General features: G+C 71.1%; 8 protein-coding genes. All 8 read right to left on the minus strand.

The features are described from left to right. Positions 1 to 48: 48 nt before the first annotated feature. The 8 genes from OG524_RS01970 to OG524_RS02005 all read right to left on the minus strand — a co-directional run bounded on the left by OG524_RS01970 (position 49) and on the right by OG524_RS02005 (position 20,219). The gene (locus OG524_RS01970) at positions 49 to 1,749 is read right to left on the minus strand and encodes an ABC transporter ATP-binding protein (protein WP_405392721.1); all 1,701 of its coding nucleotides are present in this window, start codon (positions 1,747 to 1,749) and stop codon (positions 49 to 51) included. Next, on the minus strand, positions 1,736 to 12,625 hold the full coding sequence (locus OG524_RS01975) for an amino acid adenylation domain-containing protein (protein ID WP_405808754.1): 10,890 nt from the start codon (positions 12,623 to 12,625) through the stop codon (positions 1,736 to 1,738). The genes OG524_RS01970 and OG524_RS01975 overlap by 14 nt, the downstream gene beginning before the upstream one ends. Before the next feature lie 69 nt (positions 12,626 to 12,694). Beyond that, positions 12,695 to 14,482 (minus strand): ABC transporter ATP-binding protein, encoded by a 1,788-nt coding sequence (locus OG524_RS01980; protein ID WP_405808756.1) that lies wholly within the window; start codon positions 14,480 to 14,482, stop codon positions 12,695 to 12,697. A gap of 46 nt (positions 14,483 to 14,528) precedes the next feature. After that, a complete protein-coding gene (locus OG524_RS01985) occupies positions 14,529 to 15,590 on the minus strand; it encodes an iron-siderophore ABC transporter substrate-binding protein (RefSeq protein WP_405392718.1) in 1,062 nt (353 codons plus the stop codon). A gap of 116 nt (positions 15,591 to 15,706) precedes the next feature. Then, complete coding sequence (locus OG524_RS01990; protein WP_405392717.1) at positions 15,707 to 16,546, minus strand: ABC transporter ATP-binding protein; 840 nt, start codon at positions 16,544 to 16,546, stop codon at positions 15,707 to 15,709. Positions 16,547 to 16,586: 40 nt separating this feature from the next. After that, entirely contained in the window at positions 16,587 to 17,648 is a 1,062-nt protein-coding gene (locus OG524_RS01995) for a FecCD family ABC transporter permease (protein ID WP_405808759.1), read from the minus strand. After that, positions 17,645 to 18,703 carry a FecCD family ABC transporter permease gene (locus OG524_RS02000; RefSeq protein WP_405392715.1) on the minus strand — a complete coding sequence of 353 codons (1,059 nt, stop codon included), beginning with the start codon at positions 18,701 to 18,703 and terminating at the stop codon, positions 17,645 to 17,647. The genes OG524_RS01995 and OG524_RS02000 overlap by 4 nt, the downstream gene beginning before the upstream one ends. A gap of 163 nt (positions 18,704 to 18,866) precedes the next feature. Further along, entirely contained in the window at positions 18,867 to 20,219 is a 1,353-nt protein-coding gene (locus OG524_RS02005) for a lysine N(6)-hydroxylase/L-ornithine N(5)-oxygenase family protein (protein ID WP_405392714.1), read from the minus strand. Between the last annotated feature and the right edge of the window lie 240 nt (positions 20,220 to 20,459).

Consider the following 20,459-nt stretch of genomic DNA (forward strand, 5'->3'; position numbering starts at 1 on the left):
ATCCGAACGAGGGGCCCGGTCCTCCGCCCGTACGGGACACCCCACCGCTCACCGGGCCACGGCGAGGCAGTACGCCTCGTCGGTGGCGAGGAGGTTGCGGTGGGTGTCCTCGGCGGTGATGACTCCGTCGTCCAGGACGAGCACCCGGTCGGCGGCGTCCAGGACGGCCGGGCTGCTGGTGATCACGACGGTGGTGCGGCCCCGGCGCATCTTCGCGATGTTGCGGGCGATGAGCTGTTCGGTGACCGCGTCGACTGCCGTGGTCGGGTCGTGCAGGACCAGGACGTCGCTGTCGGCGGCGAGCGCGCGGGCCAGGGACAGCCGTTGCCGCTGTCCCCCCGAGAGGTTCGCCCCGCGGTCGCGTACGCCGTAGTCGAGCCCTTCGCGGTGGAGGGCCACGACGTCGGTCAGCATGGACGCCTCGACGGCTTCGGGGATCATCCGGCTGGTGCCCGACGGGTCTATGTTCGTACGGAGGGTGCCTGCGAAGATCTCCGCGTCGTACGGGTTCACCAGCATGTGCTCGCGTACCGCCTCGATCGCCAGGTCCGTGAGGTCCTGCCCGCCGACCCGGATCGCGCCCTCGTACGCGTGGGGCGGGATGTTCACGGCCAGGATCGACGCGAAGTCGGCTGCCGCGCGCGGCTGGTAGGCGGCGATGGCCACGAACTCACCGGCGGACACCTGGAACTTCAGCCTGCGCAGCGAGCCGTACCGTACGCAGTCGATCTCCAGGTCCCCGCCCTCGGCCGGAAGTCCCGTTCCCGGGTTCGTCACCGGCGGCGCGGAGAGCACCAGTGCCATCCGCTCGGCCGACGCGCGCGCCATCATCACGTACTTCGGCATCTCCGAGAACAGCTTGAGCGGTTCCATGATGAACTGCGCCAGCCCGACGGCCATGACGAGCTCGCCGATGGTGATCTGTCGCTCGAAGGCCAGCCAGCCGGCCGTCAGGGTCACGGCGGCGGCGAGGACCGCGTTGAGGGCCAGTGCGGTGCCCGCGTACGCGCCGTTCACCTTGGCGACGGTGATCGCCTGATGCTTCGCGTCCGTGCTGACCCTGCGGTAGGACGCGAACGCCGCGTGGTTGCCGCCGAAGCCGTGCAGCGGGCGCAGTCCGGTGATCAGGTCGGCGACCTTCGCGCCGGCCCGTGCCACCCTGGCCTGCTGTTCCTGGGTGCTGGCGCCGATCCGTCCGGACATCACGCTCAGGACCGACAGGATCGCGACCGTTCCCACGATCACCAGCAGGCCGAGCCGTAGGTCGGCCAGGCCCAGCGCGATCGCCGCGACCAGCACCGCGACCAGCGAGCTGATCAGCAGCGGCACCACCTCGATGATGTCGGCGGTCTGGTCGGCGTCCTCGGTGGCGATGGTCAGCACCTCGCCGGACTTCAGGTCGACGTCTCTGGCCACCGGCTGGAGACCGCAGGCCGCGACCCGCACCCGCCAGCGGTGCGCCTCGGTCGTGTTGGCCGCCTGCAGGACGCGCATCCCGAACCGCCACGACAGCGAGACCGTCGTGATGATCACGGCCAGCGCGCCGATCGAAAGGCCGAGCGAGCCGAGGCTCCGCTCCTGGAGGGAGTGTTCGACGATCAGGCCGAGCGCGATGGGGAAGGCGGTCTCACCGGCCTGGTACAGGCCCATGAGGACGGTGCCCCGGGTCATGGCGCCGACGTTGCGGCGCAGAGCGGTCCGGAGGATGTCGGCCCCCTGGCGGGGCCGCTGCGGGTCAGGAGTGGTCATCAAGGTGGCTGGCAATCGCTTCCGGGGTTCGCAGGGTGAGCAGGTCGCGGATCGTGATCACAGGACCGTACTCCCGGCGGAGCAGCCCGATCAGCCGCACCGCCAGCATGGAGTGTCCTCCGAGGGAGACGAAGTCGCTCACCGCGCTCACCTCGTCGTCGTCCAGGTCCAGTGCCTCGGCGAAGAATTCACAGACGACGGTCTCCGTCTCCGTCCCCGGGCCGCGTTCGACCGCCGTGGTCAGCACGCCGAGCGGCTTGGCCTCGGGAAGCGCCTTGGTGTCGGCCTTGCCGTTCACCGTCAGCGGGATGCTGTCGACCTGGGAGTAGTGCGTCGGCCGCAGGAAGTCCGGCAGTCCGGCGCCCACTTCGGCGGCGACGGTCGCCAGGTCGGAGCCGTCGAGCACGAGGTAGGCGGCCAGCCGGTACGCCCCGTCGACCTCCGGGGCGGGCTGGGCCACCGCGGCGGTGAACCGCACCGCCGGATGCGCCGCGAACGCGGCCTCGACCTCGCCCAGCTCGACCCGGTGGCCCCGGATCTTGACCTGCTGGTCGGTGCGGCCGAGGTACATCAGGTTCCCGTCGGTCCGGCGGAGCACCAGGTCGCCGGTGCGGTACATGCGCTCGCCGGGTGCGCCGAAGGGGCACGCGACGAACCGGTGCGCGGTCTGGGCGGGCTGGCTCAGGTAGCCGCGCGCGATGCCGACGCCCGACACGTACAGCTCGCCGGGGACCCCGTCCGGCACGGGCCGCAGCCATGGGTCCAGCACGTACACCTCGGTGTTGTCGATCGCGACGCCGACCACCGGGTCCTGGCATTCGAAGGTGCCGACGCCGAGGGTGTTGATGGTGTACTCGGTGGGTCCGTAGAGGTTGTAGCCCACCGTCCCCTCGGTCTCGGCGAGTCGCTGCCAGAGCCGCGGGGTGACGGCCTCGCCGCCCAGCAGCACCAGTGCGGGCCGGCGTGCGGGATTGTCGAGCAGTCCCTCGGCCACCAGCTGCTGCGCGTAGGTCGGGGTCACGTTGATGACGTCGATGCCGTGCTCACGGCAGTACTCGACCAGCCGGGGCGCGTCGCGGCGCAGCTCCTCGTCGCAGATGTGCACCTCGTGGCCGTCGGCGAGCCACAGCAGTTCCTCCCACGACATGTCGAACGCGAAGGACACGGTGTGCGCGATCCGGAAGACCCGGTTCCGGTGCTCCGCGAGCACCGGCTCGAAGATGCGGCGCTGATGGTTGATCAGCATGTTGGTGAGACCGGCGTACTCGGTCACCACGCCCTTGGGCTTTCCGGTCGATCCGGAGGTGAAGATCGTGTACGCGGGGTGCCGCAGCCGGTCCGGGTCGTCCGGTGCGAACGTCACGAACGGCTCGGCCTCGGGCAGCGGGCGGTCGAGCTCGATCAGGTCGCCGGTCAGCCGGGGTGCCACGGCGCTCACGGTGAGGATGACGTCCGGGCGGGCGCCGTCGACGATCGCGGCGATCCGCTCGTCCGGGTGGTCGAGCTCCAGCGGCACGTAGGCGGCGCCGACGCGCAGCACGGCGAACAGTGCCACGATCCAGTCGGGCGAACGCGGGATCGCGAGGCCCACGGTCGTCTCCGGGCCGAGGCCGCGCGCGGCGAGTACGCCCGCCACCGCGCGGCTGCGGTCGCGGAGTTCGGCGAAGGTCGTGGTCGAGCCGTGCGCGACGAGGGCGACCCGCTCGGGGTCACGGTCGGCCGCCCGGTCGAACCGGTCGACGACGGTGTCCGTGCCGACCTCGGTGCGCTCGGCGGGCCCGGGCTCCGGGCCGACGCCCCGCAGTGCGCCGACCGGGCCGGTGGAGCGGGCCAGGTCGTCGAGCACGCGCAGGTAGTCGTCGAGGAGGCGGCGGGCGTTCTCCGTGTCGTCGTCGCGGTGCTCCAGCTTCACGGTGAGCCGGTCGCCGGGGGTCACGACCCAGGTGAACGGGTAGTGCGTCGAGTCGTCGGCCTTCACCGAGGTGATGCCGTGCCGGGCGTTCATCTCGGCGAACGCGTCCATGTCCAGGAAGTTCTGGAGCACGAACAGGTTGTCGAAGAGGCTGTCGTGCCCGCTCGCCCGCTGGATCTCGCCGAGTCCCAGGTGCTCGTGCTCCATCGCCTCGACCCTGGCCGCCTGGACGGCCGACAGGTACGCGCGGACCGTGTCGTCCGGACGGGCCCGGGTCCACATGGGCACGGTGTTGAGGAGCACGCCGACGATGCCGGAGAGTCCCTCGCCCTCACGGCCGGAGACGGTCACGCCGAACACCGCGTCGCTGCGGCCCGTACGGGCGCCCAGCATGAGGCCGAACGCGCCGGTCAGCACCGAGTTCAGTGTGACGCCGTGCGTCCTGGCCGCCTCCCGCAGCAGTTCCGACCGCTCGGCGGACAGCTGGTGCACGAGCGCGCGCGGCAGGTCGTCCGTGAGCGGCGGATTGGGTCCGGCGAGGAGCGTGGGGCCGGTGAGGCCTGCCAGGTGCTTCGCCCAGAAGCGTTCCGACACGGCGGGGGCCCTGGCGTCGAGCGTCCGGGCGTAGTCCTCGAAGCTCGGCGTGGCCGGGGTGGCGTCCAGCGGTTCGCCGGCGAGGACGGCCCGGTAGGCGTCGAACAGGTCCCGCAGCAGGATCTCCCGGGACCAGCCGTCCCACAGCAGCAGGTGGTAGCTGAGCAGCAGGCCGTCACGGTCGTCGGGCAGGCGCACCACGGTCAGCCGGATCAGCGGTGACTCGTCCGGTTCGAAGCCGGTGTCGCGGTCCCGGACACGCAGGGCCTCGGCTTCCTCGTCCGTCTCCAGGAGGACGGTGCGGACGTCGACCCGCCGGCCGGCCTTGAGGACCTGGACCGGGTTTCCGTCGTCGTCGGTGGTGAAGCCGGCGCCCACCACGGGGTGCCGCGCGATCACGTACGCCATCGCCTCGGCCAGTGCGTCGGTGTCCAGGCGCCGGTCGAAGGTGAAGTAGCTCTGGGCGACGTAGTGTCCGGCCGTGCCCGCCATCTGGGCCTGGAAGAACAGGCCCCGCTGGAGCGGGGTGACCGGTGCCGTGCGTTCGGCCGTCGCGGAGGCGTCCGCGAGGCGTTCCAGGGCGTCGCGCCAGTGCCCGGCGATCTCGTCGGGGATGCCGTCGGCGAGGGTGAAGGCGGTGTGCAGGCTTCCGGTGGCGTCGTCGGTCCACGCGTTGACCTCGACGGCGTACGGGCTGCCCTGGTCCCCGCCGGTGAGGTGCAGCGCCTGGGACTCGCCGCCCCTGCCGAGGTAGTTGAACAGCACCTGCGGGCGGGCGTTCAGCAGCGGGGCCGTCTGCGGGTCGAGGTACCTGAGCCTGCCGTAGCCGACGTGCCCCTGCTCGTCCGGCTGGCGTGCGGCGACTTCGCGTGCCGCCTCGACGGGGTCGGTGTGCGCGGTGAGGCGTACGGGCGCGATGGAGGTGAACCAGCCGACCGTGCGGCTGTAGTCGTGGTGCTCCAGCGCCGGGACCCGGCCGTGCCGTTCCAGCTCGATCGCGAGATCGGTGGGTGCCGGCTGGACGTGGGTGAGCGCGGTCCGCAGTGCGCCGCAGAGCAGTTCGGTGAGGCCGACGCCCAGTACGGCGGGTGCGGTACGGGTCACCCGGTCGCTCACGTCGGGTGCGAGCACGACGGTGGTCTCGCGCAGCCCCGTGACGGCGGGCAGCAGCGCGGGGGCCTGGAGCGTGGTGATCCAGTGGCCGAGGTCGTCGGTCGCGCCGGTGGACACGGAGCTCAGCGCCTCGGCGTACTCGGCGTAGGACGTGGTCGGCGGGGCGAGGGGCGCGCCGCGCAGGGCGACGGCGAGGTCGTCCAGCAGGACCAGCCAGGACACCGCGTCGACGGCGAGGTGGTGCACGGTGACCACCAGGGTCCGGCTCGCCGCCAGCCAGGAGAACGCGATGACGTCCCCGGCCTCGGGATCGAGGAGCCCGGCGGCCTCGTTCGCCGCGGTCGTCACGTCGGCGGTGTCCGCCCGGACGACGGTGACCTCGCGGGCCGGTTCGGTGCGCAGGGCCCACACACCGTGGGTGACGCGCAGCCGCAGCCGGAGGGCCGGGTGGGCGGCCACGACGGCGTTCGCCGCGCGTTCGACATCGGTGAACGTGGTGCCTTCGGCCGCCACCAGTGCCCTGGCCTGGGCGAACCGGGCGAGCGAGCCGCCCAGTTCACGCTGCCGCAGGATGATGGGCGTCGGCGTCAGGGGGCCGTCCTCACGGCGGGCGGGCAGGGGTGCGGCGGCCTGCGGAGCGCGCGTCCGAAGGTGTTCGGCCAGGGCGCGCGGTGTCTTGAGCAGGAACACGTCCCGGGGCGCGACGGCCAGGCCGACCGCCCTGGCCCGGTTGATGAGGGTGATGGCGACGATGCTGTCGCCGCCTGCCATGAAGAAGTCGGTGTCGCCGTCGGCGGCGGCGCCCGGCAGGATCTCGGCGAAGATGCCGACGAGCGCGCCGAGCGCGGAGTCGCTCGATGCGGCCACCGGGGTGTCGTCCTGCACGGCGCTTTCGGTCAGGGCCTTGCGGTCCAGCTTGCCGTTGACCGTCAGCGGCAGCGCGTCGACCGTCAGGACCCGGCCCGGCACCATGTGCACGGGCAGCTTCGCGGACAGCAGCGCGGTGAGGTCGCCGGGCACCCGGCCCACGACATGGGCGACCAGGTGGTCGCCGCCGGTCGCCGCGGTGACGGCCACGTCGACCACGCCGTCGAGCTCTCTGATCGCGGACTCGACCTCGCCGAGCTCGATGCGGAATCCCTTGAGCTGTACCTGGTCGTCGGCGCGGCCGGTGAACTCCAGCTCACCGTCGAGCGTCCGGCGGGCGAGGTCGCCCGTGTGGTACATGCGGGAGCCGTCGTCGGCGAACGGGTTCGCCACGAACCGGCCCGCGGTGAGCCCGGGCCTGCCCAGGTAGCCGAGGGACACCTGGTCGCCCGCTACGTAGATGGCCCCGACCCTGCCGGGCGGCACCGGCCGGAGCCGGTCGTCGAGCAGGTAGGTGACCAGGCCCGGGATCGGGCCGCCGATCGGGCTGGCCTCGTGGCCCAGGTCCTCGTCGGTGAGCACCCGGTGGGTGACGTGGACGGTGGTCTCGGTGATGCCGTACATGTTGACCAGTTCGGGTGAGGCGGTGCCGTGCCGCTCGGCCCAGCCGCGCAGCCGTACGGGATCCAGCGCCTCGCCCCCGAAGATGATCCGGCGCAGTGCGGTGGCCGGCCCGTCGGCGTGCCGGTCGGCCTCGATGAACTGGTAGAACGCCGACGGGGTCTGGTTGAGCACGGTCACGCCGCGCTCCCGGACCAGCCGGTGGAAGTCGACCGGGGAGCGGGTCAGCGCGTAGTCCGGGACCAGCAGCTCACCCCCGTGCGCCAGCGCGCCCCACAGTTCCCAGACCGCGAAGTCGAAGGAGTAGGAGTGGAACTGGACCCACACGTCCTGCGGGCCGAAGTCCATGTCGGGCCGCGTGTTGGCGAGCAGCGTCACCACGCTGGAGTGCGGGACGACGACCCCCTTGGGCCTGCCGGTCGACCCGGACGTGTAGATCACGTACGCGGGGTCGTGCCAGCCGGCCGCCTCCGCTCCGGGGTTCTCCAGCGGCGCCTGCGGCGGTTCGTCGCCCAGCACGAGCACGCGGGCGTCCACGTCCGGCAGCCGGCTCAGGAGTTCCGTGAAGCGGTCCCGCTGTTCGCGGTCCACGAGCACGGCCTGCGGAGCGGCGTCGGCGAGGACGTACTCCAGCCGTTCGTCCGGGTACGCCAGGTCCAGCGGTACGTAGGCGCCGCCCGCGGAGACGATCGCGACGAGGGCGACGACCTGTTCCAGGGACCGCGGGACGGCGACGGCGACGCGGCGGCCCGGGCCGACCCCGGCGGCTCGCAGGGCCGAGGCCAGCTCGTCCTTCGCCGCCTTCAGTTCGCCGTAGGTCATTGACGCGGTGGCCCCGTCGAGACCGCACCGGGTGACGGCGGTCGCTGACGGGTCGCGGTGCGCGGCGGCGTCGAACAGGCCGCCCAGGGTCGTCGGGGTGATCCGTGCGGGACGCCGGGCGTCGTCGGCCGCCAGGTCGCCGACGGGGGCGTCGGGCCGGGTGAGGAGGCCGGTGAGGGTGCGGGTGAACGTGCGCAGGACGGCCTGGGCGGTCGTCTCCCGCAGCAGCTCGCCGTCGTAGATCAGGTTGAACCGGGGCCGGCCGTCGAGTGCGCGCTCCACCACCAGGGTCAACGGGTAGTGCGGGGCACCCTCGTTGACGATGTCGGTGATGACCAGCTCGTCGCCGGGGGTCCGCAGCGCGTCCACGTCGGTGGCGACGTCGAACACCACGAGGGTGTCGAATCGGGCACCGGGCCCGGACTGCCTGCCGATCCTCGCCAGCGAGACGTGCTGGTGCGGCAGTACGGCGCTCTGGTGTCCCCGTACCGAGGCGAGCAGTTCGCCCGCCGTGGTGGCACCGGTCCACCTGGCGCGCACCGGGATCGTGTTGATGAACAGGCCGACCATGTCCCCGATGCCGGGCACGTCCGCGTCCCGCCCGGACACCGTGGAGCCGAACACCACGTCCCTGCCCCGCAGGATGCCTCCCAGCGTCACCGCCCAGGCGCTGTGCACGGCCACGCTGAGGGGCACGCCGGCCGAGCGGGCGGCGGCGTCGATGTCGTCGACCGGTTCCGCCGCGGTGTCGGCGAACCGGTCGGAGGGGCTGTGGCCCTCGGCGACCAGCGACGGGCCGGGCAGGTCGGCGAGCTGGTCGCGCCACACGCGGTCGCTCTCGTCCTCGTCTCGTCCGGCGAGCCAGTGCACGTAGTCGGGGAAGCCGCCGATCCGGTAGGCGGTCCCCGGCCGGTGGTACTCGGCCAGCAGGGTGCGGAGCATCGGTGGCACCGACCAGCCGTCGGCGATGATGTGGTGCACGGTCTGCACCAGCACGTTCCGGCCGGAGCCCGCGCGGACGAGTGTGTACCGCATCAGCGGGCCGGTGGCCAGGTCGAACCCGGCTCGGCGGTCCCGCTCGGCGAGGTCGCGGATCTCGGCGTCGGTGATGCCGGGGCGGTCCAGTGTGGTGAAGGGCGCTTCGGCGCCGCTCTCCAGCACGGAGACCACCCGGCCGTCGGCGAGGGCCACGAACCGGGCGGCCAGGTTCGGGTACAGCTCCAGCAGCCTGGTGGCCGCCGCCGCGAGCCGGCCGGCGTCCACCTCGCCGTCCAGCGTCAGCAGCTGCTGTTCGACGTAGCTTCCCGCCGAGTCGTCGTCGAAGACCGAGTGGAAGTACAGGCCCTCCTGCAACGGGGTCAGCGGCAGGATGTCCCGCAGCTCGGGGCCGTCCAGGGCGTCGACGTCGGCCTGTGTGAGCGGCAGCGGGCCGAAGTCGCTGGGAGAGTGACCTCCCTGGCCGAGGGCTGCCAGCCCGGCGAGGGCCTCGCGCAGGTGGGCGCCGACGGTCGTGATGTCCTCGTCGGTGAACATCCCGTCGGGCCAGGAGAGGGTGGTGACCAGCTCGTACTCGCCGCTCGCCGCGGGTTCGGCGATGGCGTTGAACTCCAGGCAGCGCGGCAGTCGCATCCTCGGGTCACGCTTCTCGCCCAACTGCCCCGTGGCACCGGCGGGCTGCCAGTCGCCGGACGCGCCCGAGTCGAAGCGGCCCAGGTAGTTGAACAGCACCTGGGGTGCGGGCGCGTCGAAGGCGGTGTCGGACAGGTAGCGCAGGGCGCCGTAGGAGACACCGTTGCCCGGCACCCGGGCGAGGTCTTCCTTGACCGCCTTGAGCGCCGCGGCCAGGTACTCCGGTGCGGTGGGATCGGCTGCCGCGCCGGGGTCCACGGTCACCGGGAACAGGGTGGTGAACCAGCCGACGGTCCGTGACAGCTCCGGCTCGAAGCCCGCGGCGTCCGCCACGAACCGGCCTTCACGTCCGTGGCCTTCGAGCTCGATGTGCGCGAACGTCTGGTCCTGGCCCAGGTCGCGGCGCCACCGGGCGAGGCCGACGGCGAGCGCGGTCAGCAGGACGTCGTTGACGCCCGCGTGGAACTTCGCGGGGATCTCGCCGAGCAGCGCGGCCGTGACGTCGGCGCCGACCGAGACGGTCCGGGTCCGTTCCCGGGCGACGGTGTCGGCCTCGGACAGCGGGCGCCTGCCCACCGGTCCGTCCGCTCCCGGCAGGGGACGCCGGAAGTAGGCACGGTCGGCGTCGAAATCCGCCTGCCCGAGCAGTTCTGTCCAGCGCCGGAACGACGTGCCCACCGGGGGCAGTTCGACCCGGGCGCCGGAGGCGTACTGCCGCCAGGCCGTGGCCAGGTCCTCCATCAGGACCCGCCAGGACACGCCGTCGATCACCACATGGTGGACGACGATCACCAGCTGGCGTGCCTCCTGGCGCCAGACGGCGCGCAGCATCACGCCATTGTCGGGGTCGAGCGCCTCGGTGGCGAGCGCGACGCACGCGTCGAGCGCCAGGTCGCTCTCCTGCCACCCGGCGAGGGTCCGGTCCGCGGCAGGGATGTCGAAGCTCCAGCGGTCACCGCGCACCAGCCGGGCCCGCAGCATGTCGTGCCGTCCGACGACCGTGGTGAGGATCGTGCCCAGGGCGTCGGCGGTCAGGTCCGCCGGGGTGTTGAGCACCATCGACTGCACGAAGCCGTCGATGGCGTCCGTGGTCTCGCCGAGCCACTGCACGATGGGTGATCCCACGACGGATCCGGTCGCCACGTCGGCGTGTTCGACGGTGGAGACGTCCTCACGGCTCGCCACGGCGGCCAGGGCGCCGACGACGCTGTTGGTGAAGATCTGCCGTGCCGTGACGTAGACGCCCGCTTCGCGCAGCGCGCTCAGCAGCGAGATCGCCAGAATGCTGTCTCCGCCGAGCCGGAAGAAGTCCTGGTCCACGCCGACCTCGTCCAGCCGCAGCACCGACGCGACGGCCGTGCACACCAGGCGCTCGTTCTCGGTGACGGGTGCGACGACCGAGCCCCCGATCACGGGCTCCGGCAGCGCCGCCCGGTCGAGCTTGCCGTTCGCGGTGAGCGGGAACTCCTTCATCACGACGGTGTGGGTGGGCACCATGTACTCCACCATGTGCTCGACGGCCCACGCCCTGACCTCGTCGGCTGTCAGGTCCTCGCTCCCGGTGGCGGGGATGACGTATCCCACCAGGTAGGTGCCGCCCGCGGTGTTCTTCTTCGCGACGACGCAGGTGTGCCGTACCCGGGGGTGTTCCGCGAGTCCGGCCTCGACGTCCTCGATCTCCAGCCGCATGCCGCGGATCTTGATCTGGTTGTCGGCCCGGCCGAGGAAGTCCAGCGAACCGTCCGGGACGAACCGCGCGAGGTCACCGGTCCGGTACAGCCGGGAACCGTCCGCCGCGAAGGGGTTCGCCACGAACCGGGAAGCCGTCAGACCGGGGGCGTTGACGTAGCCGCGCCCCAGGAGGAAGCCGCCGACGTACAGTTCGCCGCCGACGCCGACCGGGACGGGGCGCAGCTCGTCGTCGAGCACGTACAGCTGGGTGTTGGGGTTGGCCTTGCCGATGGACGTCGACAGGCGTTCGGCCTCGCCCCGGTAGATGACGTGCGAGACGCCGATCGTCGTCTCGGCGGGGCCGTAGCCGTGGTACATGGGGATGTCGAGCCGGGTGCGGAACCGCTCGTAGAGCTCCGGGGTCAGCACTTCGCCGCCGCACCACACGTGGCGCAGGCTGTCCAGCCGCCCGGAGTCGCCGGCGATCTCCAGCAGGACGTCCAGCATGGACGACACCAGGTATGTGAACGTGACGCGCTGTTCGGCGATCACGCTCAGCAGGTGGTGCGGGTCCCGTTCGCCGCCGGGCCGCAGGACGACCAGCCGGCCGCCGCACACCAGGGGCAGGAATATCTCGTTGATGGAGATGTCGAAGGACAGCGGGGCCTTGAAGAGGGAGGCGTCGTCGTGGCCGAAGCCCAGGATCTCGTCGACCTGCCACAGCAGGCGCTCGCTGATCGCCTCGTGACGGATCATCGCGCCCTTGGGGCGTCCGGTGGATCCGGAGGTGAAGATCACGTAGGCCAGCGCGGCGCCGGGGACGGTGACCTGGGGGCCCTCGGCGGGGTGGGAGCCGAACTTCCAGTCGCCGAGGTCGACGGCGACGGCTTCCGGTTCACCCGGGCCGTGTTCGCCCGAGCTGTTGAGCTGCAGGACGACCCGCGCGTCCTCGACGACGACGGCCCGGCGTGCGGCGGGCCACTGCGGATCGAGCGGCACGAAGGCGCAGCCCGCCTGGAGTACGCCGAGCAGGCCGATCACCATGTCGGCGGAGCGGCCGAGCGAGATGCCGACTACCTGTTCGGCGGTGAGTCCGCGTTCGATCAGGTGATGCGCCAACTGACCTGACAGTTCGGCAGCTTGACGGTACGTCAGCGAACGGTGCTCGTCGACGACGGCGACGGCGTCGGGCCTGGCCCGTGCCTGCTCGCGGAACATCTCCACCAGGGTCGGGCGGGCCCGGTCGGCGTCCGTGTCGTTCCACCCGGCCAGGGTCTCCAGCCGCGCGGCCGCGCTGGACGGACCGATGCTGCCGATGGGCCGGTCGGGAAAGTCCGCGAGGTCGTCCAGGGCGAGCTGCGCGTCGGCCGGCCGGACGCCCTCGGGGAGGAAGATGCTGCGGCCGTCCGCACCGATCTCCCAACCGCCGCTCCCGGCACCGCCGTTGTCGACCCATCCGAGGACGTCGGCGAACAGGGTGCCGGGGGCGAGGTCGATCCCGTCGGGGCCGAGGCCGGTCGCCCAGTACGACAGGCCGATGGCGCACGCTTCGGCGATGGTCCTGTCGGAATAGCTGCCTGTCCGGCGGCGCAGGCCGGCCAGGCCGGCGGGAGAAAGCCGTACGGGACGAGCGCTCGGTTCCATCATCGAAGACTCCGCTTCCCTTCCAAGGTATAACGCTTAGCCTAGCCTAACTAAGGGTTGCCTAACTACTGCCTAACTACCCTCTCGCCATGCCCGCCACAGTCGCGCATACCTGCCGCCGAGAGCCACCAACTCCTCGTGCGTCCCTTCCTCCACGACCCGGCCCGCGTCCAGCACGGCGATCCGGTCCGCCGCCATCGCCTGCGTCAGCCGGTGCGCGACGAACAACGTGGTGCGGCCCGCGCACGCGGCCAGTACGGCCCGCTCCAGCTCCGCGGCGCCCTCGCTGCCGGCCTCCGCGGTCGACTCGTCCAGGACCACCACCGGAGCCCGGCCCAACACCAGCCGGGCCAGGGCGATCTGGGCGACCTTGGTGACGTCCAGCCGTTCTCCGCCCTCGCCGACCCTGGTGTGCAGCCCCTCGGGCAGCGCGTCGGCCCAGGCGTCGGCGCCGACCGTGCGCAGCGCGCTCATCAGCTCGGCGTCGGTCGCGTCCGGCGCGGCCAGCCGCAGGTCGTCGGCGAGCGGACCGGAGAAGACGTGCGTCTCCTGCGTCAGGATGCTCACCAGGGCGCGCGCCCCCGCCTCGTCCAGCTCGGCGAGGTCGTTCGGCCCGATGCGCACCGACCCGGCCTGCGGGGTCCCGATGCCCGCGATCAGCGCGGCCAGGGTCGACTTGCCCGCGCCCGTCGCCCCCACCAGGGCGAGCGAACCACCCGCCGGGATCGTCAGGTCGACGTCCCTGAGGACCGGGTCCTCGGTATCGGGATAGGTGAAGGTCAGCCCTTCCACCTTCACCGGGTACGGGGCGGCCTCCGCCTGCGCGACGGTGGTGTCGCCCACCAGCCGGTCCTCGGCGTCCTCCCCCAGCACCCCGACCAGCCGGGTCAGGCTGGCGCCCGACTTCTGCGCCTCGTCAAAGGTGAACATGATCGCGCCCAGCGGCGTGAACAGCCGATGGAACATCAGCGGGGCGGCCGACACCTCGCCCAGCGTGGCGGCGTCCGACTCCAACAGGGCATAACCCACCACGAGGATGAGCACCAGCCCGATGAACTCGGCGCGGTTCTCCCTGCCGACGAACCGGCCGAAGAACCGGAACACCTCGATGCCCAGGTTCCGCACCCGCCACGACTCGTCGGTGACCTTCTCGCGGACGGCGCCCTCCAGGCCGTACGCCCGGACCGTGTCGATCCCGTTCAGACCGCTGATCAGGGCCTGCGCGCGGTCGGCCTGGGCCACCCGCTGCTTCCGGTAGAGCGGGGCGGACCGGGGCAGGTACCAGCGCAGGGCCAGCGCGTACGCCGGCAGTGCGCCGGCGCCCGCCAGCCCGAGCCGCCAGTCCAGGCCGAACATGCCGATGGTGGCGATGGCGACGAGCACTCCCGCCGAGAACACGGTGGGGATGGCCGTCCGGATGCCCCGGGACAGCACGGCGACGTCGTCACCGACCCGGGACAGCACATCGCCCCGGCCGACCTGCTCGATCCGGGCGCTCGGCATCCCGAGCACCGCCCGGACGGCGCCTTCCCGCAGCCGCGCGAGCAGATCCGCGCCCAGCCGCCCGATCAGGTACGTCGACATCGCGGTGGCCGCCGCGCCGAACACCGCGGCGGCCACCATCAACGCCCCGATCGTGACCAGGACCGAACGTGACTCACCCTCGACCACCCCGTCGACCACCTGGCCGAGCAGGAGTACCGGGAGCACCTGGAGCGCCGCCCCCGCCACCGTGGTGAACACGGTGGCAGAGGACAGCCAGGGCAACTCGCGGCAGTGCGCCGCGACCCATCGGGCACCCTCGCGTCCGGTCGCCGTGCGAAGGGTCGCCGGTGCGACGCGCGTGTCGGTGGCACTCATGCGCGGACCGGTTCGGGCCAGGGGCGGAACAGGGTGATCACCACTTCTACTCGACCGACTTGACGAGCTCGTCGATGCCGTACGGCATGGACAGCAGCGTGCCCTGGGACAGGGCCGCACCGACCGCCGGGCCCTCGCTGTCCAGCAGGTACGAGACCTTGCCGGCCTTGACCGCGGACAGGTTGTTGAACAGTTCGAACTTCTTCAGCGCGTCCGTGTCCGCCTTGTCGTTGATGACGACGATGCGGTCGACGTCGATCAGGTCGACGCGCTCGGGGGACAGAGCGGTGGAGAACTCGCCGTCGGCGACCTTGTCGATCTCGGTCGCACCCTTGTAGCCGATGCCCGTCAGCAGCCGGCCGCGCACGTCGGTGGTGGTGAAGGCCGAGATGGAGTCCTTGTACCAGGACACCGCGACAGCGGTCTCCTTTCCGAACTGCGGGTTGGCCTCGCGAGCCACGTCGAGCTTGCCCTGGATCTCCTTGACCAGCGCGGTGCCCTGCGCCTCCTTGCCGAGCGCCTTGGCGATGTGGACCGCGTTGTCCTGCCACGGTGCGCTGAACAGGTCCTTCTCACCCTTGGTGCGGCCCACCGTGGGAGCGATCTTGGAGAGCTTGTCGTAGGCGGCCTGGTCGACCTCGGAGTAGACCGCGAGGATCAGGTCCGGCCGCAGGGAGGCGATCTTCTCGAAGTTGGGGCCCGCGTCGCCGTTCTTCATGACGACCTCGGGGCGGGCGTCGCCCCACTTGTCCTTCACCCAGGGCCACTGGGTGTTGATGTCGGGCGACTGACCCGCCGGGTTCGGGTACTGGTCGACCATGCCCACCGGCTTGATGCCGAACGCCAGGACGGTCTGGTCGTCCGTGTAGCCGACGGTGACGACTCGCTCGGGAGTCTTCTCGACCTTCGTGGATCCGAACGCGTGCTCCACGGTGACCGGGAACACGCCGGCGGCGGCCGGGGCCTTCTCGCTCGCCTTGTCACTCGACTTGTCCGAGGTGCCGGAACCACATCCGGCGAGGAGGCCGACGCCGAGCGCCGCGGCGGACGCCACTGCCGCCAACCGCCGCCAGGACTTCGTAACCGTCGTCGTTCTATGGAGGAGCATCCGGGAATCCCTTGCTTTCGCGCTGTCCACGTGCCCCCGTCTAAGGGCAGCCAAACCTTATCCTGCGGCAGTGAGGTTAGCCTAGCCTAACTATGGCTATTTCCTTTACTCGTAGCTCAGTTGATCTGGACGTGCGTACGGCCGATCGGAACGATCAGCGGACGGTCGCCCACCGGGTCGTCGATCACCTTGGCGCGCAGCCCGAACGCCTCGTGCAGCAGCTCGGCGGTGATCACCTCACGCGGGTGCCCCTGCGCGAGGATCGAACCCGCCTTCATCACCACGAGGTTGTCGCTGTAGCGCGTCGCCAGGTTGAGGTCGTGCAGCACCATGACCACCGTGCAACCCGACTCGTGCAGGTCGTCCACCAGGTCGAGGACGTCGATCGCGTGCGCCAGGTCCAGATAGGTGGTCGGCTCGTCCAGCAGCAGCAGGTCGGTGCCCTGAGCCAGGGTCATCGATATCCATACGCGCTGACGCTGTCCGCCGGACAGCGAGTCGACCGGGCGGTCGGCCAGTTCGGACACCCCGGTCATGGCCAGCGCGCGCTCCACGACGTCGGCGTCGTCCGAGGACCACTGCCGCAGCCAGCTCTGGTGCGGGTGGCGCCCCCGGGCGACCAGGTCGGACACGGTCAGCCCCTCCGGCGCGACCGGCGCCTGGGGCAGCAGGCCGAGCTTCTTCGCCACGTCCCGGGTCCTGAGCCTGCCGATGTCCTCGCCGTCCAGCACGACCGAGCCGGCGGCGGGCTTGAGCAGCCGTGTCAGGGTGCGCAACAGGGTCGACTTCCCACAGCCGTTGGGGCCGATGATGGTGGTGATCACCCCGGACGGGATCGCCACGTCGAGTTCGTCGATGACGGTCCGGCTGCCGTACCCGACCGTGACGCCCTTGGCTGCCAGCCGTGCGACGTCATCTGTCCCGGACGCGATCTCGGTGATGGTTCGAGCGGACACGTGCCCCCCTCTGTTCGGATTGCGGAAGCCTTCGCATGATCTATCTGAGGTTCGCGCGCACCAGCAGGTACACGAGGAAGGGGCCGCCGATCGCGGCGGTGACCACACCGACGGGGAGGGTCACCGGCAGTGCCGTACGCGCGACCAGGTCCGAACCGATCAGCAGCAGCGCTCCGACCAGGCCGGAGACCACCATCGGCGGCGTCGGGCACCTCGCCAGACGCATCGCCACCTGCGGCGCCACCAGGGCGACGAACGGGACCGGGCCCGCCGCGCTCACCGCCACCGCGGCCAGCAGGACCGCGCACAGCAGCAGGATCGCGCGCACCGTCGTGTAGCGGACGCCCAGGCCCGCGGCGACCTCGTCGCCGAGGTGCAGCGGCTTGAACTGGAAGGCGGCGCCCGCCATGACGACCATGAGGACGAGCGTGCACCGGATCGCGATCCCGACCTCGTCCCACGAACGGTTGTCCAGCGAGCCGACCAGCCAGGTCTGGGCCCGGGCCACGTCCCTGATGTCGGCCGTGACCAGCAGCCAGGTGGTGATCGCCTGCATCACGGCGCTGACCGAGATGCCGATGAGGATGAGCCGCAAGCCGTCGATCCCGCGCCGCCACGCCATGAAGTACACCAGCAGCCCCGTGCCGAGACCGCCCGCGAGGGCCGCGGCGGACATGCCCACGGCGCTGACGACCGCCGCGGCGGCGCCACCCGACACCGTCACCAGGAACACCGCGACCGCTCCGGCGCCCGTCGTGATCCCCAGGATGTCGGGACTGGCCAGCGGGTTGCGCGCGACGGACTGGGTGATCGCCCCGGACACTCCCAGCGCGATGCCCACGACGAGCCCGGCCATGGCGCGCGGCATCCGCAGATCCATGATGATGAACTCGTCGAACTGTTCGCCCCGGCCGAGGACCGTGGCGACGACCCGGGACAGTCCGATGGGGAAGTCCCCGATGCTGACGGAGAGGCAGAACAGCAGGAAGGTCCCCGCCGTCAGCAGCACCGTGAGGAACACGAGCCAGGGACGCCACACGAAGGACACCGGGCCGAGGCGCACACCTGGCGCCACCGATCGCTTCACATCTGTCTTGTTCATGCGTTCCTGAACTTTCCTCGCCACACCAGAACCGCGAAGAACGGGGCGCCGAGGAGTGCGACGACGACCCCCGCGTCCAACTCGCCCGGCCGCACCACCAGTCGGCCCACGATGTCACAGACCAGCAGGACGATGGCCCCGAGCAGACCCGCGTAGGGCACCAGCCAGCGGTAGTCCGGCCCGGTCTGATACCGCGCCACGTGGGCCACCATGAGCCCGAGGAACGCGATGGGACCGCAGGCCGCCGTCGCCGCGCCCGCCAGCAGTGTGATGGCGACGATGCCGACGGTCCGGCTCACCGCGATGTTCACACCGAGGCCCCGTGCCACGTCGTCACCCAGGTTGAGCAGGTTGAGGGTGGGCAGCATGATCAGCGCCGGCAGCAGCCCTGCCCCGATGAACACGGTCACCGGCCAGATGATGTCGAATCCGACACCGTCCACGGAGCCCGCGTTCCAGAACCGCAGAGCGTTGAGCGACTTACGGTCCGTCAGCGAGACGGCCGTGGTCATCGCGGCGAGGAATACCGTGACCCCTTGCCCGGCCAGTGCGAGCGTCAGCGGGTTGCCGGCTCCGCGGCCGATGCTCGCCAGTCCGAAGACGACGACACCGGCGGCCGCCGCCCCCAGGAAGGCGAACCAGACGTACTGGAACGGATCGGTGAACCCGAACACCGCGATCACCGAAACCACGGCGAACGAGGCACCGGAGTTCACCCCGAGCAGGCCCGTGTCCGCGATCGGATTGCGTGTGTACCCCTGGATCAGTGCCCCGCCGACGCCCAGAGCGATGCCGGCGACGATCGCGAGCACCGTCCGGGGCACCCGTACGGTCTGCACGATGAGCCTGATCTCGGTGAGCCGCTGGTCGGATTCCGGCGCGGCGAACAGCCCGTGCCACACCTCGGTGGGACTCAGCGCGCGCGCACCGACGGCCAACGACACCGCCCCTGCCGCCACCAGGATCACCACCAGTGCGATCAGACCCACAACCCGCCTCCGGCGGGCCTCTGTTGGCCCCTTTTGCGCAGGGCGCTCAACTGCAGTCGTGCTCATGTCGACGTACGTTATCCCTTTGATCCGCGGGGGGCGCACGGCCGGTCGGGCACCTCGTACCCGCATCGGCCCCGGTCCCCCGGCAGGGCGTTCGCGGCGCGGATCCGGAGCTCCGCCCGGCGTACGCGACGGTGGCGGGCGGGGAACTGGACTCGCCGGCGGACTAGCGGGCCGCGCTGCCGGTCTCCTCGACACGCCGGGCCTCGTCGGGGGCGGACTTGACGCCCCGGTCGAGCAGTGAGTCCAGGATCTCACCGACCCGGATCGCGGTGTTGGACAGCAGGGACGACGTGATGCCGTGCGTGTGCTCCGTGCCGCCCTGCAGGTAGATGCCGCAGTGCAGGTCGGAGTCGGTCGCTATGCGGTAGTCGCGCTCGACGCGGACCCGGCCCGCGTCGTCGCGGAGGCAGCGGTCCGCGACCTCGCCGAGGAGGCCGAGGGGGTCGACGGGGCTGTAGCCGGTGGCGAACACCACGATGTCGGCGTCCAGATCGGTCTCCTCACCCGTGACGAGGGACTTCACGGTGGACCGGACCTTCTCCGGCGTCTCCTCCACCCCGGCGAGCCGGGACACGTTGAGGAAGCGGAGCCGCTCGGTGCCGAGGACCTTCTCCTGGTACGCCTGGCGGTACAGGTCGTCGATGAGGTCGATGTCCACCACGGCGTAGTTGGTGTTGCCGTGGTAGTCCATCAGCTTGCGCTTGATCTCGTCCGGCGCCGTGAAGTACTGGTCGACCGCCTCGGGGTCGAAGATCCGGTTGGCGAAGCTGCTGTCGTCCGCGGGGCTGTAGCCGTAGCGCGAGAAGACCGCGCAGATCTCGGCCTCGGGGAAGACGCGGTGCAGGTAGGCGACGTTCTCGGCGGCGCTCTGCCCGGCGCCCACGACGACGAACCTGGAGGGCGAGGTGCCCTCCAGCCCGGCGACCTTCGCCAGCAGGTCGGAGTTGTGCCAGACGCGGTCGCCGCGCTCGATGCCCTCCGGCATGAGGGGGCGCAGTCCGGTGCCGATGACGAGGTTGCGGGCCCGGTGGACCTCGAGACCCTCGCCCGACCGGACCGTCACGTCCATGTACTCCACGACACCGTCACGCACGGCAGGTGTGACCCCGACGACCTCGTTGCCGTAGGAGACCATGTCGTCGACCTGGGCCGCGGCCCACTCGAAGTAGTCGTGGAACTCGACCCGCAGCGGGAAGAGGTTCTTGTGGTTGATGAAGTCGACCAGCCGCCCCTTGCTCTTCAGGTAGCAGAGGAAGCTGAACTCACTGGTCGGGTTCCGGAGCGTCACCAGGTCCTTGAGGAAGGACACCTGCATGGTGGCGTCGTCGATCAGCATGCCGCGGTGCCAGCCGAACTGCGGCTGCTGCTCGAAGAAGTGAGCGGTGACTGCCTCCTGCGTGCCAGCACGCGCGTTGTGCTCGCTGATCGCGATCGCCATGGCCACATTGGACGGCCCGAAGCCGATGCCAATGAGGTCGTGTACCAGTGGTGCGTCGCCAGGAAGAACCTGTGACATGTCACTCCCATCGTGCGGGGAAGCCGCCTGTCAGGCGTGGGGGAAGGTGCGATAGACGGGCACGCCGACGGAGCGGCCCACTGCAATTTAGGTGAGCCTAAGCTAATCTCTCGAAGCTGTCGATAGGACAGAGCGGACGAGCGGGTCACCGAAGGGCGCCAACTGGGGCAGTTCGCACCGCCGTTGCATCCTTAGGTAAGCCTTGCTTTACTGTCTCGGGTCATTTCCTACGCTGAGGAG

Source organism: Streptomyces sp. NBC_01520, assembly GCF_045040375.1.
Lineage (GTDB): Bacteria > Actinomycetota > Actinomycetes > Streptomycetales > Streptomycetaceae > Streptomyces.

Coding starts and splice junctions, on each gene's coding strand:
- OG524_RS01970 (WP_405392721.1), bottom strand. CDS start 1,749: ATGACCACTCCTGACCCGCAGCGGCCCCGCCAGGGGGCCGACATCCTC.
- OG524_RS01975 (WP_405808754.1), bottom strand. CDS start 12,625: ATGATGGAACCGAGCGCTCGTCCCGTACGGCTTTCTCCCGCCGGCCTG.
- OG524_RS01980 (WP_405808756.1), bottom strand. CDS start 14,482: ATGAGTGCCACCGACACGCGCGTCGCACCGGCGACCCTTCGCACGGCG.
- OG524_RS01985 (WP_405392718.1), bottom strand. CDS start 15,590: ATGCTCCTCCATAGAACGACGACGGTTACGAAGTCCTGGCGGCGGTTG.
- OG524_RS01995 (WP_405808759.1), bottom strand. CDS start 17,648: ATGAACAAGACAGATGTGAAGCGATCGGTGGCGCCAGGTGTGCGCCTC.
- OG524_RS02000 (WP_405392715.1), bottom strand. CDS start 18,703: ATGAGCACGACTGCAGTTGAGCGCCCTGCGCAAAAGGGGCCAACAGAG.
- OG524_RS02005 (WP_405392714.1), bottom strand. CDS start 20,219: ATGTCACAGGTTCTTCCTGGCGACGCACCACTGGTACACGACCTCATT.